The organism is Segatella paludivivens DSM 17968 = JCM 13650 (genome assembly GCF_000373185.1).
GTDB classification, from domain to species: domain Bacteria; phylum Bacteroidota; class Bacteroidia; order Bacteroidales; family Bacteroidaceae; genus Prevotella; species Prevotella paludivivens.
In genome coordinates this window covers 14,843-30,291 of sequence record NZ_KB890644.1, presented here as the reverse complement: position 1 = coordinate 30,291, position 15,449 = coordinate 14,843, and the positions used below count along the sequence as shown (strand labels likewise).

The 15,449-nt window shown below is 37.2% G+C and carries 13 protein-coding genes; 12 read left to right on the top strand and 1 reads right to left on the bottom strand.

The window, feature by feature from the left end; translation table 11 throughout:
• Positions 1–204 precede the first annotated feature (204 nt).
• The 3 genes from B045_RS0107465 to asnA all read left to right on the top strand — a co-directional run bounded on the left by B045_RS0107465 (position 205) and on the right by asnA (position 3,174).
• Positions 205–1,149, top strand: a complete 945-nt coding sequence (locus B045_RS0107465; protein WP_162163163.1) for a helix-turn-helix domain-containing protein — start codon at positions 205–207, stop codon at positions 1,147–1,149.
• Positions 1,150–1,515: 366 nt separating this feature from the next.
• A complete protein-coding gene (locus tag B045_RS0107460; RefSeq protein ID WP_018463653.1) occupies positions 1,516–2,034 on the top strand; it encodes a low molecular weight protein-tyrosine-phosphatase in 519 nt (172 codons plus the stop codon).
• 102 nt (positions 2,035–2,136) lie between these two features.
• A complete protein-coding gene (gene asnA, locus B045_RS0107455; RefSeq protein ID WP_018463652.1) occupies positions 2,137–3,174 on the top strand; it encodes an aspartate--ammonia ligase in 1,038 nt (345 codons plus the stop codon).
• 222 nt (positions 3,175–3,396) lie between these two features.
• Here asnA and B045_RS0107450 read toward each other — a convergent pair whose 3' ends face one another.
• Positions 3,397–5,208 carry a DNA polymerase III subunit gamma/tau gene (locus B045_RS0107450; RefSeq protein WP_018463651.1) on the bottom strand — a complete coding sequence of 604 codons (1,812 nt, stop codon included), beginning with the start codon at positions 5,206–5,208 and terminating at the stop codon, positions 3,397–3,399.
• Positions 5,209–5,274: 66 nt separating this feature from the next.
• Here B045_RS0107450 and B045_RS0107445 point away from each other — a divergent pair, with 66 nt between their 5' ends.
• The 9 genes from B045_RS0107445 to mfd all read left to right on the top strand — a co-directional run bounded on the left by B045_RS0107445 (position 5,275) and on the right by mfd (position 15,397).
• A complete protein-coding gene (locus tag B045_RS0107445) occupies positions 5,275–5,613 on the top strand; it encodes an FtsB family cell division protein (RefSeq protein WP_018463650.1) in 339 nt (112 codons plus the stop codon).
• Positions 5,597–6,022 carry a hypothetical protein gene (locus B045_RS0107440; RefSeq protein WP_025884119.1) on the top strand — a complete coding sequence of 142 codons (426 nt, stop codon included), beginning with the start codon at positions 5,597–5,599 and terminating at the stop codon, positions 6,020–6,022. Before B045_RS0107445 ends, B045_RS0107440 begins: the two co-directional genes overlap by 17 nt.
• Before the next feature lie 136 nt (positions 6,023–6,158).
• Positions 6,159–6,965, top strand: coding sequence for a DUF4369 domain-containing protein (locus tag B045_RS0107435; protein WP_018463648.1), 807 nt, complete (start codon positions 6,159–6,161; stop codon positions 6,963–6,965).
• 27 nt (positions 6,966–6,992) lie between these two features.
• The gene (locus B045_RS0107430) at positions 6,993–8,324 is read left to right on the top strand and encodes a dihydroorotase (RefSeq protein ID WP_018463647.1); all 1,332 of its coding nucleotides are present in this window, start codon (positions 6,993–6,995) and stop codon (positions 8,322–8,324) included.
• 18 nt (positions 8,325–8,342) lie between these two features.
• On the top strand, positions 8,343–9,143 hold the full coding sequence (locus B045_RS0107425; protein WP_018463646.1) for a vitamin B12 dependent-methionine synthase activation domain-containing protein: 801 nt from the start codon (positions 8,343–8,345) through the stop codon (positions 9,141–9,143).
• Positions 9,144–9,234: 91 nt separating this feature from the next.
• On the top strand, positions 9,235–10,353 hold the full coding sequence (locus tag B045_RS0107420; RefSeq protein WP_240470559.1) for a metallophosphoesterase: 1,119 nt from the start codon (positions 9,235–9,237) through the stop codon (positions 10,351–10,353).
• Positions 10,354–10,368: 15 nt separating this feature from the next.
• On the top strand, positions 10,369–11,127 hold the full coding sequence (locus tag B045_RS0107415) for a lysophospholipid acyltransferase family protein (RefSeq protein ID WP_025884120.1): 759 nt from the start codon (positions 10,369–10,371) through the stop codon (positions 11,125–11,127).
• Between the two features lie 77 nt (positions 11,128–11,204).
• Positions 11,205–11,954, top strand: a complete 750-nt coding sequence (locus B045_RS0107410; RefSeq protein ID WP_018463643.1) for a polyprenol monophosphomannose synthase — start codon at positions 11,205–11,207, stop codon at positions 11,952–11,954.
• A 59-nt stretch (positions 11,955–12,013) separates the two neighbouring features.
• Complete coding sequence (gene mfd, locus B045_RS0107405) at positions 12,014–15,397, top strand: transcription-repair coupling factor (protein ID WP_404827972.1); 3,384 nt, start codon at positions 12,014–12,016, stop codon at positions 15,395–15,397.
• Positions 15,398–15,449 lie beyond the last annotated feature (52 nt).

The following is a 15,449-nucleotide window of genomic DNA, read 5'->3' as shown; positions in this document are numbered from 1 at the left end:
ACATTTTTTATTTTGTTTTGTGTTTGTCTTGCAGTATCTTTGTAAAATTTAAAATTACACAAAATGATTACTACTTTCTACATTACTAATATTATCTTACTAATAGCTATATTTTTTATCATAATATTTATGTATGGTAAGGCGCAGCGATTGAACTTTCCACACTTTCAGTTTCGTAGACGTTTCTTTATATCAGTTTATATTATGTTTGCAATATATACTATATCCACATTCAGCATATGTTCAAAGAAAGGTATCGAAGTTTTTGCAACAGAGCCCATAGGTTTTCTTTATATAACATTTATAATGTTCACCCTATTTTCTTCTGCTTATTTCGGACGTAATTATCATAAAAATTTGGTTGTTTGGCTATTTCTTCTTCAATATCCAGTGGTATTATTGCTAGTACATGCTTTTGTTCTCATATCTGGTTGCTATTCAAAAATTTACACTCTATCAAGCATATTTCAAAATGACAGACTTTTATCTGCAGTGTTCATAGCAAGGCTTGTATGGATTGGAATAATTATATCTGGATACATGCTAATGATAGGAATAATCATTGACTCATATTTTCATTTTCGTAAAAGTCTCACACAATTAACTACAGAAAACGTTTTGTCTATGCGCCGTGATGAGATTATCGATATAGCAATATATTTAATATTATTCGTATGGATGATGATCAATAACTTTTTACCATCGTTACTCCCAAGAATACTCACAAATATATTCATGACGATAATGATTGCGCGCACATACTATATATATAGAAACTTTATTCATTACTCTTTGGAACTATCCAAAATGAATATTGTTATTCATGGAAAATTAAAAAAACTCATGGGACAGCATATTAACAACCCTTTCTACACAAGCAATCCCACATTGGAAGTTGTGTCTGAAGCTTTGGGGGTTGACAAAAACGAATTAAGAGATTATATTTATTCTGAACTCGGAACAACATTATCGGCATGGACAAGTGAGAAACGAATATTATACATTTCACAACAGCTTTTAAAGACAAATCGTATGGTTAGTGAACTTGCATTATCATGCGGATATTCAAATCCGCCAGCTTTGAATCGCGCTTTTAAGCAACGCTTTGGTGTAACTCCGTCAGAATTCAGAGCTAAGAACAAAGGCTAATTTTACGAATATCTTTGTGCAAAAAAAAGTTTATTTTTTACTTTTACTGTTACCTTACGTTAAAATAACGTGTGGTGGTAAGTCTTTTTGTGGTATTGGTAAGTCCGTTATAGAATAAAAACGCTAAAATTGCAATCGAAAATTCAATTTTAAATTTAATTAGAAGTAAATTCATCTGCTTTGGTTTGTGAAAATCGGCATTTGTAAACAAGTTAAAATTTATTAGTCGAGAAAATGTGATCCATGTTCATTGAATAGCGATTCTAATGAATGTGGATTTTTTGTACATCTATTTTTTATTAAGATTTTGTGTTTATCTGAGATATATTTTTTGTATTTTTGCAACTTAATTGAATATATATTATTATGAATACAAAACAAGCCCCCACAGTAAGTTTACTTTTTATATGTCTAGGAAATATATGCCGTTCACCAGCTGCTCATGCCGTCTTCTGTAAAATGATAGCAATGCGTGGACTTGAAAACAACTTTGTTGTGGACTCTGCAGGTATAGGAGACTGGCATATAGGAGAATTACCAGACAGCAGAATGAGAACACATGGCAGTAAACGTGGATATGACATAAATCATCATGCACGACAATTTAAACTTGATGATTTTAACAAGTTTGATTATATTGTTGTGATGGACGAAGAAAACTATCGCATAATAACAAGTATGGCTAAATCTAAATCAGACCTTGCAAAGGTAATACGTATGTCTAATTACTTTAGTCAGCATTCAAACAACTCTGTTCCAGATCCATATTATGGCGGATCTGCTGATTTTAAACTTGCTCTTGACTTAATTGAAGACGGATGTGACGGATTACTTAAAAGTTTTTTTCCTAAAGATGCTAACAATATCCAAATAGAAACCAAATAACAAAAAGAACTTTCTTTTTGCAAAATTAATAAGCAAAAAGCTTGCAATATAATTAATATTTCTTATCTTTGCAAGCATATAAGAATAATAAAACTTATTGAGATGAGCAAATTGATAAAACCTGATGGTTATATGGCGCTTCTAGACATGAAGCAAACAGAACAAGGTATAAAACTTATAAAAGATTTTTTTCAACAGAACCTGTCTACTGAATTAAGACTTCGTCGTGTTACGGCACCTCTGTTTGTTTTGAAAGGTCTTGGAATTAATGATGACCTTAATGGCGTTGAGCGACCTGTTACATTTCCAATAAAGGATTTAGGCGACGCAAAGGCAGAAGTTGTTCATTCTCTAGCAAAATGGAAAAGACTTACACTTGCGGAATACAATATTGAGCCAGGATATGGTGTATATACTGATATGAACGCGATTCGTGCTGATGAAGAATTAGATAACCTTCATTCACTATATGTAGACCAATGGGATTGGGAAGCTGTTGTAACAAAAGAGCAGCGCACAATTTCATTCCTAGAAGACGTAGTAAGACGCATATATGCCGCAATATTACGAACAGAATACCTAACATGTGAGACTTACCCTGAAATAAAACCATTCCTTCCTCGTGAGATTCATTTCGTTCACAGTCAGGATCTTATTGATATGTATCCAGACTTGTCTCCTAAAGAACGCGAGGATGCTATATGCATGAAATACGGTGCCGTATTTGTTGAAGGAATTGGAGGAAAACTGAGTGATGGCAAGAAACATGATGGTCGTGCTCCTGACTATGATGATTGGAGTACAATCGCTGAAAATGGAAAAGCCGGTCTTAATGGTGATATTCTTATCTGGTATCCTGTTCTTCAACGCTCATTTGAATTGAGTTCTATGGGTATAAGAGTAGATAAAGAAGCCTTATTACGCCAATTGAAACTTGAAGGTAAGGAAGATCGCGAAAAACTATATTTCCACAAGCAATTACTTGAAGACAAACTTCCTCTAAGCATTGGTGGAGGTATAGGTCAAAGCCGTCTTTGCATGATAATGCTTCATAAAGCACATATCGGAGAAATACAGGCTAGCATTTGGCCAAAGGATATGCGTAGCGAATGCGAAAGTTTAGGAATGCCACTTATTTGATAATTATTGATATAATGAATATCGGGATAATCTAAATATTTAGATTATCCCGATTGCTTTTTAATTATAGTAACATCGACTATTATAAAAAAAGCGAAACCTTTTTAATTCTTGGGCAATTTAGCGGGTGATATCCCCATAAAAAACTTTTTCAGATAGAGTGGAGTCTATAATTAAAAACAACTATATATATATAATTTCTGTAAAACAGAAACCACAACATTATGTAAGATCAAGTTCTAGATTCTTACATAGTTTGCTAAACGATTCATTATCTTTCTTTAGAGACTCAAAAACATCACGTTTAGACATTATTTGTTTTACCTCAGCGGCTTCAGCCAGTCTTAGATTTATCTTTATATTACCATTGTGAAGATCACTGGCAAGTGTTTTTCTGATTCTCGGCTTAATCTCATCAATCTGATTTAATAAGATCTGGTTATCTATAACAGCTTCTATCACAGGATAATCAGAAATTTTAGGAGTTATATTCTTCATACGCGAAGCTATACCTTTCAATGTTTGTGGCATTCTAGTACACATGCCCAACCAACATCTTTCCAAATCCTCTTGTGAGAAGTGACCAACTTCTTCCTTATTGGTTTTATATTTTTCGTCAGAATCTACAGCCAGTCCTTCGTTTTTTGTTCTAGCAGACTTAAATGTAAAGCCGATATTATTCAACTTTATCTTATGTTTTGCCGTTCCAAATGCTCTTTGTTGCGAATCGGAACCCTTATCGGGTACCGAAGCTGTTACTATAGATACGTTTTCCTCTTGAGGTTCCTGAGTAACCTCTTTACTCCTGTCTCTTGGAGACAAGACATGACTCTTAGCGGCAGCTACCTGCGATGCTGCCTTTTGCTGAGATAAAATCAGGTTCTTAAACAGGGATTTTAATCTTTTAGGGCGGCGCCCCGCACTTGCCGAATCATCATCCGACTGTGTTATCTGCGCCACCTGAATAAGCGTAATTTCAACTAGCAGTCGCTTGTTGCTACTTTGCTTATAGTTTATATCACATTGATTAAGAACTTTCAATGCCTTATATAAAAAATCCACAGGACATTTCTGAGCCTGCTCATAAAACTTCTGACGTTGTTGCTCACTTGTCTCTAGCAACGGTAAAGTCTGTTGGTCTTTAGCCATAAGTACATTACGTATATGACTAGCCAAACCATTTATAAGATTTCCACCATCAAATCCCTTACCAAGGATGTTATTCAACAAAAGCATAATCTCACTCACCTTATTTGTCAGAGAGTATTCCACGATTTTGAAATAGTTTTCGGAATCAAGAACATTTAAGTCTTCTATGACTTTCTGGTAAGTAATATTTCCCATGCAGAAACTTGCTGCCTGATCAAATATAGACAAAGCATCGCGCATACCACCATCAGCCTTTTCTGCAATTACGCTCAAAGCCTCTTCCTCATACTTAATTCCCTCTTTTTCAGCAACGCTCTTAAGATGGTTAATCGTATTGGAAACAGTCATACGTTCAAAGTCATATATCTGACAACGTGAAAGGATTGTCGGCAGAATTTTATGTTTTTCTGTTGTCGCAAGGATGAAGATTACATGAGCAGGCGGTTCCTCAAGAGTTTTAAGGAATGCATTAAACGCAGCTGTAGACAACATGTGAACCTCATCAATAATGAAGACCTTATAACGTCCTATCTGCGGCGGAATGCGAGTCTGTTCCATCAGAGCCTTGATATTCTCAACAGAGTTGTTGCTTGCTGCATCAAGTTCGAAGATATTATAAGAACGTTGCTCATTAAAAGATTTGCAACTCTCGCATTCATTACAAGCTTCACCATCCTCGCGTGGGTGCTCACAGTTGATAGCCTTTGCGAAAATACGTGCACAAGTAGTCTTTCCGACACCTCTTGGGCCACAGAAAAGGTATGCATGAGCAAGTCGTCCACCTTTAACAGCATTTTTCAATGTCGTTGTAAGTGCGCTTTGCCCGACAACCGAGTCGAATGTCATTGGACGGTATTTTCTGGCAGAAACAATATATTCTTCCATTATTTTTTAGAATTGATGATGCAAAGATAGTAAAAATTATTATCTTTGCAAACAAATAATATAATTATGGCAAGTCGTTTAGGTGTTGTATGGGGGTTTATCGCTCACTATAAGTATCTTGTAGTGACGCTGCTCGGTGTTCTCATCGTTGGATTTATCGACGAGAACAGCTTTATGAGACGTATCCAACTTGAACTGCAGATAAGTGATTTGCAGAGCAATATCGAGAAATACAACAAACAGTATGAAGATGACTCCAAACAGCTGAGAGAGATAAGACAAAATCCGAAGACTATCGAAAAGATTGCACGTGAACGTTATTTCATGAAAGCTGATGACGAAGACATCTATGTACTTAGTGATGACGAGAAGCCTATAAATACTAATGATGAAACAACAAAATAAGTTACAAAGCATTTTATTTTTGCTTGGCGGCATATTGATGGTTATCGGTGTTGGCTGCTTCGTTTTTATGTTTAAGCAGCAAATAGTTAGTTGGCTGTTCCTTGTTGGTACAATATTATTTGCTACGATGCAGATGATGCAGGAGTACGAAGGAAATAGCATAACTGTTCGCAGGTTGAAGAACATAATGAATTTAGCTGATATGGTATTCATATTCTCAGGGATTCTTATGGTAGACAATGTTTATGGTTTCATACGTCCAGCATTCAGCAATTCAATAGACTATCTTTCTTATATATATAATAAGTGGGTGGTACTTCTGCTAATTGCTGCAATATTGGAAATATACACCATGCACAGAATTGAATGGGAAATAAAGAAAGAAAAGAAAAATAACTCTAATATATAGTATCCAAAGGAAAACAGGTATCTGAATTACGAAAATAATATAAAAGTTGTGTTATATAATTTAAATAGCATGAATTTTTTTTCGAACCTCATTTATACATGTTATCTTTGCTTTTAAAGAAAAATGAAAACTGTTTATGATAAAATTTTTGTATCCAATTATATCACTACTAGCTTTAACGCTAACGTCATGTGGTAAATCATATAATGTAATCGGCACATCAAATGTTTCTAACCTTGATGGAAGAATGCTATATCTGAAAGTTTTAAAAAACAATGAATTCAAGACTATAGACTCATGTGATGTTGTTCATGGGCAATTTCACTTCCAAGGAGCCTTCGACTCTGTACGAATGGCAAACATCTTTATGGATGACGAAAGCGTATTACCTCTAGTTATTGAAGATGGCGACATCAACATTAAGATAGACAACACACAGCAGACAGTAAGCGGAACTCCGCTTAATGATAAGCTATTCAAATTCTTCAATAAATACAATCAAATGAAGAGTCTTGAAAACGAACTTGTTCACAAGCATGACCAAGCTATCATGAACGGTAGAAACATGAATATTGTAAATGCCAACCTTAACAAGGAAGCTGCACATTTATCTCAACAGGAAGACAATTTGATTACGAGTTTTGTTACCGAAAACTTTGATAACATTCTTGGTCCAGGTGTTTTCTTCATGGTAACTATTGGTTACAAATATCCAGAACTAACACCATGGATAGAAGACATTATGAGCAGGGCTACAGATAATTTCAAAAACGACCAATATGTTAAGGACTATTACAAAAAAGCCCTTGAAAACCAACAGATAATGAACGGCATGCGTGGTGCTCCAGCGAACTCGCAACCAGCGCAAGCTCCAGCACAACCTAACGCCGCCCCTACACCAAACCAGATGGCAACCCCATCTTCGGCGCCTATGACGAGATAAGGTTACAGAATTCATAAAACCTTTAAGATGAGAATATTAATAAAAAGTGGAACAATAGTTAATGAAGGTTGCTCTGTATTGGGCAACATTGTAATCACTGATGATATTATATCCGGAGTCTATGCTGAAGGTGAAACTCCCCGCGGAGCCTACGACAAGATTGTAGACGCCTCGGGGTGTTTTGTTATTCCAGGAGTCATTGACGACCACGTGCATTTCCGCGAACCAGGGTTGACTGATAAAGCTGACATAAAAAGCGAAAGCAGAGCTGCAGCTTGCGGTGGTGTTACATCCTATATGGATATGCCTAACACTTCTCCCCAAACCACATCAATAGAAGCTTTTAATAACAAATTAGATATTGCCCAAAAGAATAGTCTTGTAAATTACGGATTTTTCTATGGAGCAACAACATCAAATGCCGAAACTTTCAACTCGCTCGACCGCCATACTATTCCTGGTATAAAACTTTTTATGGGCGCAAGTACTGGTAATATGCTTGTTGACAAAGCTGAGTCATTGAATAATATATTTAAAACTTGCGCTGACAACGACATCATATTGATGACCCATTGCGAGGATACCGATATCATAAATGCCAATATGAATGTGGCAAAACAGGAAAATGACGATCCTGATATAACAATGCATCCATTGATAAGAAGTGAACTTGCATGTTATAAAAGTACATCAGCAGCTGTAAACCTCGCAAAAAAGTATAACACCAGACTACACGTTGCACACGTTACAACAGCAAGTGAACTTGAACTTTTCGGTGACGATGATAAAATAACAGCAGAAGCTGTAATAGCACATATTTATTTCTACGATGAAGCTTATAAGTCTTTAGGCGCATTGATAAAATGTAACCCTGCCATAAAAACAAAACATGACAGAGATGAGATAAGAAAAGCTTTAAATGACGGTAGGATTACGACTATAGGCACAGACCATGCACCGCATGAGCTCAAAAATAAACAAGGAGGATGCAGTAAAGCTGCTTCTGGTATGCCAATGATTCAGTTCTCACTTGTCACAATGCTTGAACTTGTCGACGAAGGCATACTTTCTATTGAGCGTCTTATTGAATTAATGTGCCATAATCCAGCAACTCTTTTTCATGTAAACAAGCGCGGATTCCTGCGTACAGGATATAAGGCAGATATTGTTGTGATACAACCATCGTGTAAATGGGAAGTTACTAAAGAAATAATAAAAAGCAAATGTAAATGGAGTCCTATGGAGGGACATATTTATAATAATAAGGTTAAAACAACTATATGCAACGGTAACATTGTTTATGATAACGATAACATAATAGATGCCAGCAGAGGCGAAGCTCTTGCGTTCAATGTTTAGCCGCTTGATTTTAAAAAGATGACCATTCATTATAACATACAGGATATAGAACCATACATTAACTGGATTTATTTCTATCATGCATGGAACATGAACGGCAAACCAGAAGCTGAAAAAATGAAGCTTCGTGGTGATGCCGAGCAGATGTTGCATGAATGGTATGGCAAATATCATACTCATGCTGTATTTGACATTCTTGACGCCAATAGTGATGGCGATGATTTGATATTAAACGGCATTAGAATTCCAATGCTCAGACAGCAGAAACTTATCGCTGATGGATTACCAAATTTATGTCTGACAGATTTTGTACGTCCAGCTTCAACTGGCATAAAAGATAAAGTTGGCTTATTTGCAACAACAGTAGACGCTGAGTTGCAGAAAAAATACATCAATGATGAATATAAGCGGATGATGGCTCAAGTGCTTGCAGATAGATTAGCTGAAGGGACTGCAGAAAGAATGCACGAGGAAGTAAGACGCAAATATTGGGGATATGCTCCAAATGAGAAACTTACAATGAAGCAGACTCATAATGAAGAATATCAGGGGATAAGACCAGCTGTTGGTTATCCTTCATTACCAGACACAAGTCTCAACTTCATAATCAGCGACATCATCGACATGAAAGGAATAGGAATAAGACTTACCGAGAATGGAATGATGACTCCCCATGCTAGTGTAAGTGGTTTCATGTTCTCGCATCCACAAAGCAAATATTTTGATTTGGGAAGAATTGGCAACGACCAGATTGTTGATTATGCAAACAGAAGAGGTATACCTGTAGAATTAGTGAAAAAGTTTTTGAAAGTTGTATAATGCTTTAGCATTTATATTTTATTGATTAATGGTAGCAAAGATAATAATTTTGATTATACTGGCGATAGTGCTCCCCGACTTATATATAGACATGCATTATCTAAGACATAGGGCAAATTACAACCTATGGAAACGACTCGTGTGGTGGACACCAGCCACGATAATAATGATAATTAGCCTGCATTTCGCATTTAGCAAAGAGTTCGCGCCTGACGACATGCGTATTCTTGTGGGATACGTAATGATATTGGGTATATTCGCAGTTCCAAAAATAATATTTTCAGTATGCTCATTTCTTGGCTGGAGACACTGCGTATATCATAAAACACCTCATAATTGGGGAAGCATAATAGGAATACTTCTTTCTGTAGTTTCTGTCATTATGATTGTATACGGATTCACTATCGGACCACGAAAACTGAAAGTCGTAAATGTTGAGATACCGATAAAGGGACTTCCACAAAGCTTTAATGGACTGAGAATCGTTTTATTCTCAGACGCTCACATTAACTCTTTCCATAACATCATGGAAGACTGCCTTGTACGTGACATTGACACGATATCAACTCTCAAACCTGACATCATTTGCTTTGCCGGGGATTTACAAAACATCAAGCCTTCAGAGCTATATCGTTACAAGAACCTTCTATCACGAATAGCAAAAAACACGAATGTACCTGTTTATAGTATACTTGGAAATCATGATTATAGCATGTACCAAACTGGGACACCACAGGAAAAAGCATCAAACGAACGTAAATTGCGTGAATACGAAAAATCAATAGGTTGGCAGCTTCTAAACAATGAACATAAAGCATATTATTCTGCAAATCACAAAGATTCTATTATCATAGCAGGCGAAGGCAACTGTGGAACAGGACGTTTTCCAGACTGGTCTGATATGAAAAAGACTATGAGAGGAGTAAAGAAAAACGATTGCGTGATACTTATGCAACATGATCCAATGACATGGCAATCTAGAATACTACCAAAGAGCAATGCTGCATTAACACTTAGCGGTCACACACATGGAGGTCAAATCAGCATATTTGGATTGCGTCCTTCTGCTTTAGTATATCCAAATGATCGCGGACTTTATGAAAAACAAGGCCGTTATCTATATGTAACTAGCGGAATAGGTGCATTGCTTCCTTTCAGACTCGGTGTACCTCCAGAGATCACCATCATAACATTGAAAATAAAGAAATAAAAACAATAAGACAATATGAAATATCTTTATCGACTTTACCAATTGTTTATCTGTCTGCCGATATTAATTGTCGACAGCATTTTCACATCATTAGCAACAGTTATAGGCTGCATGCTTGGTAACGGACATTTCTGGGGATACTATCCAGGTAAATGGTGGTCTTGGTTGTGGATAAGACTACTTCTTCTTCCTGTTAAGGTTGAAGGACGTGAGAATCTTGATCCAAAACAGTCGTATGTTTTTGTAGCAAATCATCAAGGAGCTTTTGACATTTTCTTGATATACGGTTTTCTTGGAAGAAATTTCAAGTGGATGATGAAAAAAGGTATTGGTAAAATACCTTTGATTGGCACCGCTTGTAAATATGCACATCATATTTTTGTCGACAAGAGTGGACCATCAAAGATAAGGGCAACCTATGATCAGGCACGCTCTATATTGAAAGAAGGTATGTCTTTGGTAGTTTTCGCTGAAGGTGCACGTACATTTACAGGACATATGGGAGTATTTCGTCGTGGTGCTTTTATGCTTGCCGACGATCTTCAGTTACCTGTTGTACCATTGACAATAAACGGAAGCTTTGATGTTAAACCACGTATGAAAGATAAGTATTGGATATTCTGGCATCCACTTAAGCTCACTATCCATAAGCCAATTGCACCAATCGGCAAAGGACCAGAGAATGTTAAGAACCAAATGGAAAAAAGCTATGCAGCCGTAATGAGTGCCATTTCTCCTGAATACCAAGGCTTTGTTGAAAACCCAGACCAATAAAATAAAAACTTTGTTATTTATTTTGTTCTTCTCACAACTTGCACTATCTTTGCAAAATATTAAAATATTGAATAGCTATGCATGAAAGTGATTCTATCGTAATTATTCCCACATACAACGAAAAAGAGAATATTGAAAATATTATACGTACTGTATTTAGTCTTGAAAAATGTTTTCATATTCTTATAATTGATGACGGAAGTCCTGACGGAACTGCCGCTATTGTGCATCGTTTGATTGATACTGAATTCTCTGACCGTTTATTTATCATTGAACGCAAGGGAAAACAAGGACTTGGCACAGCTTATATTGCAGGTTTCAAATGGGCATTGAATCGCGAGTATGGCTATATTTTTGAAATGGATGCTGATTTCAGCCACGATCCCAAAGATTTACCACGTCTATATGCAGCTACTCATGATGAAGGCAACGATGTTGCTGTTGGATCACGCTATGTCAGCGGAGTGAATGTTGTTAATTGGCCTATCGGCAGAGTACTGATGAGCTATTTCGCATCCCAATACGTGCGCATTGTTACTGGTTTCAAAGTTCACGATACTACTGCTGGATTTGTATGCTACAAGCGGCGTGTACTCGAAACAATATCTTTAAATGATATACGTTTCAAAGGATATGCTTTCCAGATAGAAATGAAGTACACTTCTTATAAGATAGGATTTAAGATTAAGGAAGTTCCTGTAATATTCGTTAATCGTCGTGAAGGAGTGAGTAAGATGAACGGTGGTATTTTTGGCGAAGCTTTTTTCGGAGTTATGCGTCTCAGACTTGACGGTTGGCTTCGTAAATATCCCAAGATAAAAGACTAGAATTGGACATTAAAGAAATAAGAAATATTTATGGTAAAGCTCCTCAAATTGGAGCTTTGATGAAGTTACTTAAAGATAATACCGTCGGTAATATCTTTTTGAAGGGATTGTCATGTTCTGCCACTCCGGTAGTATTCTCTGCATTTTCTGACAAACTCGACAACACGTTTTTATTCATACTTCAAGATGCTGACGAGGCTGGATATTTGTATCATGACCTCATGCAGATTATGGAGTCAGACAATGTACTGTTTTTCCCTTCTGGATATAAACGTGCTGCCAAGCATGGACAGCGCGATAGTGCGAATGAAATACTACGTACTGAAGTTCTAGCCAAAGTTGCTTCACGTAATAATGCAAACAAAGCATTGTTCATCGTGTCATATCCTGATGCTCTAGCAGAGTTAGTTGTATCAAAAAAGCGACTTGACGAAAGACGATTATCCTTGAAGAAAGGACAGAATATCGACATAACTGATGCAGAACATATATTGCGTGAATATGGATTCACTGAAACTGATTATGTTTACGAACCGGGGCAGTTTGCTGTTCGTGGTAGCATATTGGATGTATACTCTTTTAGTTGTGAATATCCTTTCCGTATAGATTTCTTTGGCGATGAAATAGATACTATCCGTACTTTTCAAGTACAGGACCAGTTATCAAAAGATAAACGTGACAGCATTGAGGTGGTTCCTCAACTAATGAATACGACCTCAGAAAAGATCTCTTTTCTAAAATTTCTACCCGACGACACGTTCCTTGTCATGAAGGACTTCACATATATCCACGATGTTATCGAACGGATATACAAGGACGGTTTCTCTTCACAGGCTCTTACTGATAGACTTGAAGGTGCTACAGAGGTTGAACAAAAGCAGATTGTGGATGAACTGAACCGTGATAAGTCACTTGTCAGCCCATATCAATTCACTGAAGATGCAGCAGCGTTCCGTCGTATTGAATTTGGACCAAACGTTAAGTCTGCAGTGAAGCATTCTTCGCAAAACACAGCTGTTCGCGATGCATCCATAACGTTTGCCATCACTCCACAACCACTTTTCCATAAAAACTTTGATTTACTAACACAGGCTTTTGAGGATTATATTCTTAAAGGTTACAAACTTTATATACTTGCAGATAGTGAAAAGCAGACACAAAGATTAAAAGACATATTTGCTGATATGGATTCGCCACAAGCAAATTCAATAGTCTTTGAACCTGTAAATAAAACTATTCATGAGGGCTTTTCCGATTCCAATTTAAAAATATGCCTCTTCACTGATCATCAGATCTTTGACCGTTTCCATAAATACAATCTGAAGAGTGATAGTGCTAGAACAGGAAAGATCGCCCTCACGATGAAAGAGCTTCAGGAAATGGAACCTGGAGACTTTATTGTTCATGTAGATTTCGGTATTGGTAAGTTTGGCGGTCTTGTACGTGTACCAGCCGGTAACAGCTATCAAGAGGTTATACGCATCATCTACCAACATAATGACAAGGTAGATGTCAGCATCCACTCATTATATAAAATAAGCAAATATAGACGCAGTGATACAGGGGAACCTCCGCGTCTTAGCACTCTTGGAAGCGGAGCTTGGGACAAACTTAAGGAGAAAACCAAGAAGCGAATCAAAGATATTGCACGTGATCTTATCAAACTATATGCTCAACGCCGACATGAAAAGGGATTTGCATATAGTAGTGACAGTTATATGCAGCATGAACTCGAGGCTAGTTTCCTATACGAGGACACTCCAGATCAAAGCAAGGCAACACAAGATGTCAAGAATGATATGGAGAGTGCACGTCCTATGGACCGACTTATTTGTGGTGATGTAGGTTTTGGAAAGACAGAAGTTGCTGTCCGCGCAGCTTTCAAAGCCGCATGTGACAGTAAGCAGGTTGCAATACTCGTACCTACAACTGTATTAGCTTATCAACATTATCAAACATTCCTCAGTCGTCTTAAAGGCATGCCTGTCAGAATTGAATATCTATCAAGAGCACGTTCCACAAAACATACGAAACAGGTACTCGAAGATCTAGAATCAGGAAAGATAGATATATTAATTGGAACCCACAAACTTATTGGCGACTCTGTTAAGTGGCATGATTTAGGTCTCCTCATCATTGACGAAGAACAAAAGTTCGGTGTGTCTACAAAAGAGAAACTCCGCAAGTTCAAGACTAATGTTGATACGCTCACCATGTCTGCTACACCTATACCGCGCACATTGCAGTTCTCGTTAATGGGGGCACGTGATATGAGTATTATACGCACTCCGCCACCAAACAGATACCCTATAAATACAGAATTGGCAACATACAGTCACGAAGTTATAGCAGATGCTATCAACTTTGAGATGAGCCGCAACGGACAAGTTTACTTTGTAAACGACCGTATTAGCAACTTACAGGAGATAGCTAACCTTATACATAAATATGTACCAGATTGCCGTATTGCCATAGGTCATGGACAAATAAAGCCAGAGGAACTTGAAAAAATCCTTGTCGGCTTTATGAACTACGACTATGATGTGCTGCTGTCAACAACTATTATTGAGAACGGTATAGATATAAGTAATGCCAATACAATCATAATAAATGATGCACATAGGTTCGGACTTTCCGACCTTCATCAGATGCGCGGCAGAGTAGGACGCAGCAACCGAAAGGCTTTCTGCTATCTTCTTGCACCACCAAAGAGTGTACTTACATCTGAGGCACGCCGTCGATTGGAAGCTCTTGAGACATTCTCTGATTTGGGAAGTGGCTTTAATCTTGCTATGCAGGATCTTGACATTCGTGGAGCCGGTAATCTTCTTGGAGGAGAACAAAGCGGATTCATGGAAGATTTAGGATATGAAACATATCAGAAGATTCTCAATCAGGCCGTAACAGAGCTAAAGAACGATGAGTTTCAGGATGTCTACGCCCAACAAATGGCTGAAGGCAAAAATATCACTGGTGATGAGTTTGTTGAAGATTGCGCCATTGAAAGCGATTTAGAGATGTATTTCCCCGACAACTATGTTCCTGGAAGCAGCGAACGAATGCTACTTTATCGCGAACTTGATAGTATCAATGACGATGATGAACTGGCATTATATAGGAAACGACTTATTGATAGATTTGGTGAAACTCCAAAGGAGGGAGAGGAACTCATGCAGGTTGTTACTCTTCGTCGACTTGGTAAACGTCTAGGCTGTGAGAAGATTATGCTAAGGCAAGGAAAGATGAATATGCAATTTGTGAGCAATCTAGAAAGTGCTTATTACCAAAGTAACACTTTCGCTGCTATTATTAACTATGTAGGAAGAAATCCACGTAGATGTGATTTTAGACAAGTTACAACTAGACGTCTGCTAAGCGTAAATAGTATACTTACCGTTGGAGATGCGGTTGTTATACTAAGGAATATGTTGGAAAACATGTAATTGAACATTTGTTATATACATAATAAAATGGCGGATAGTATATTTTGGTGGA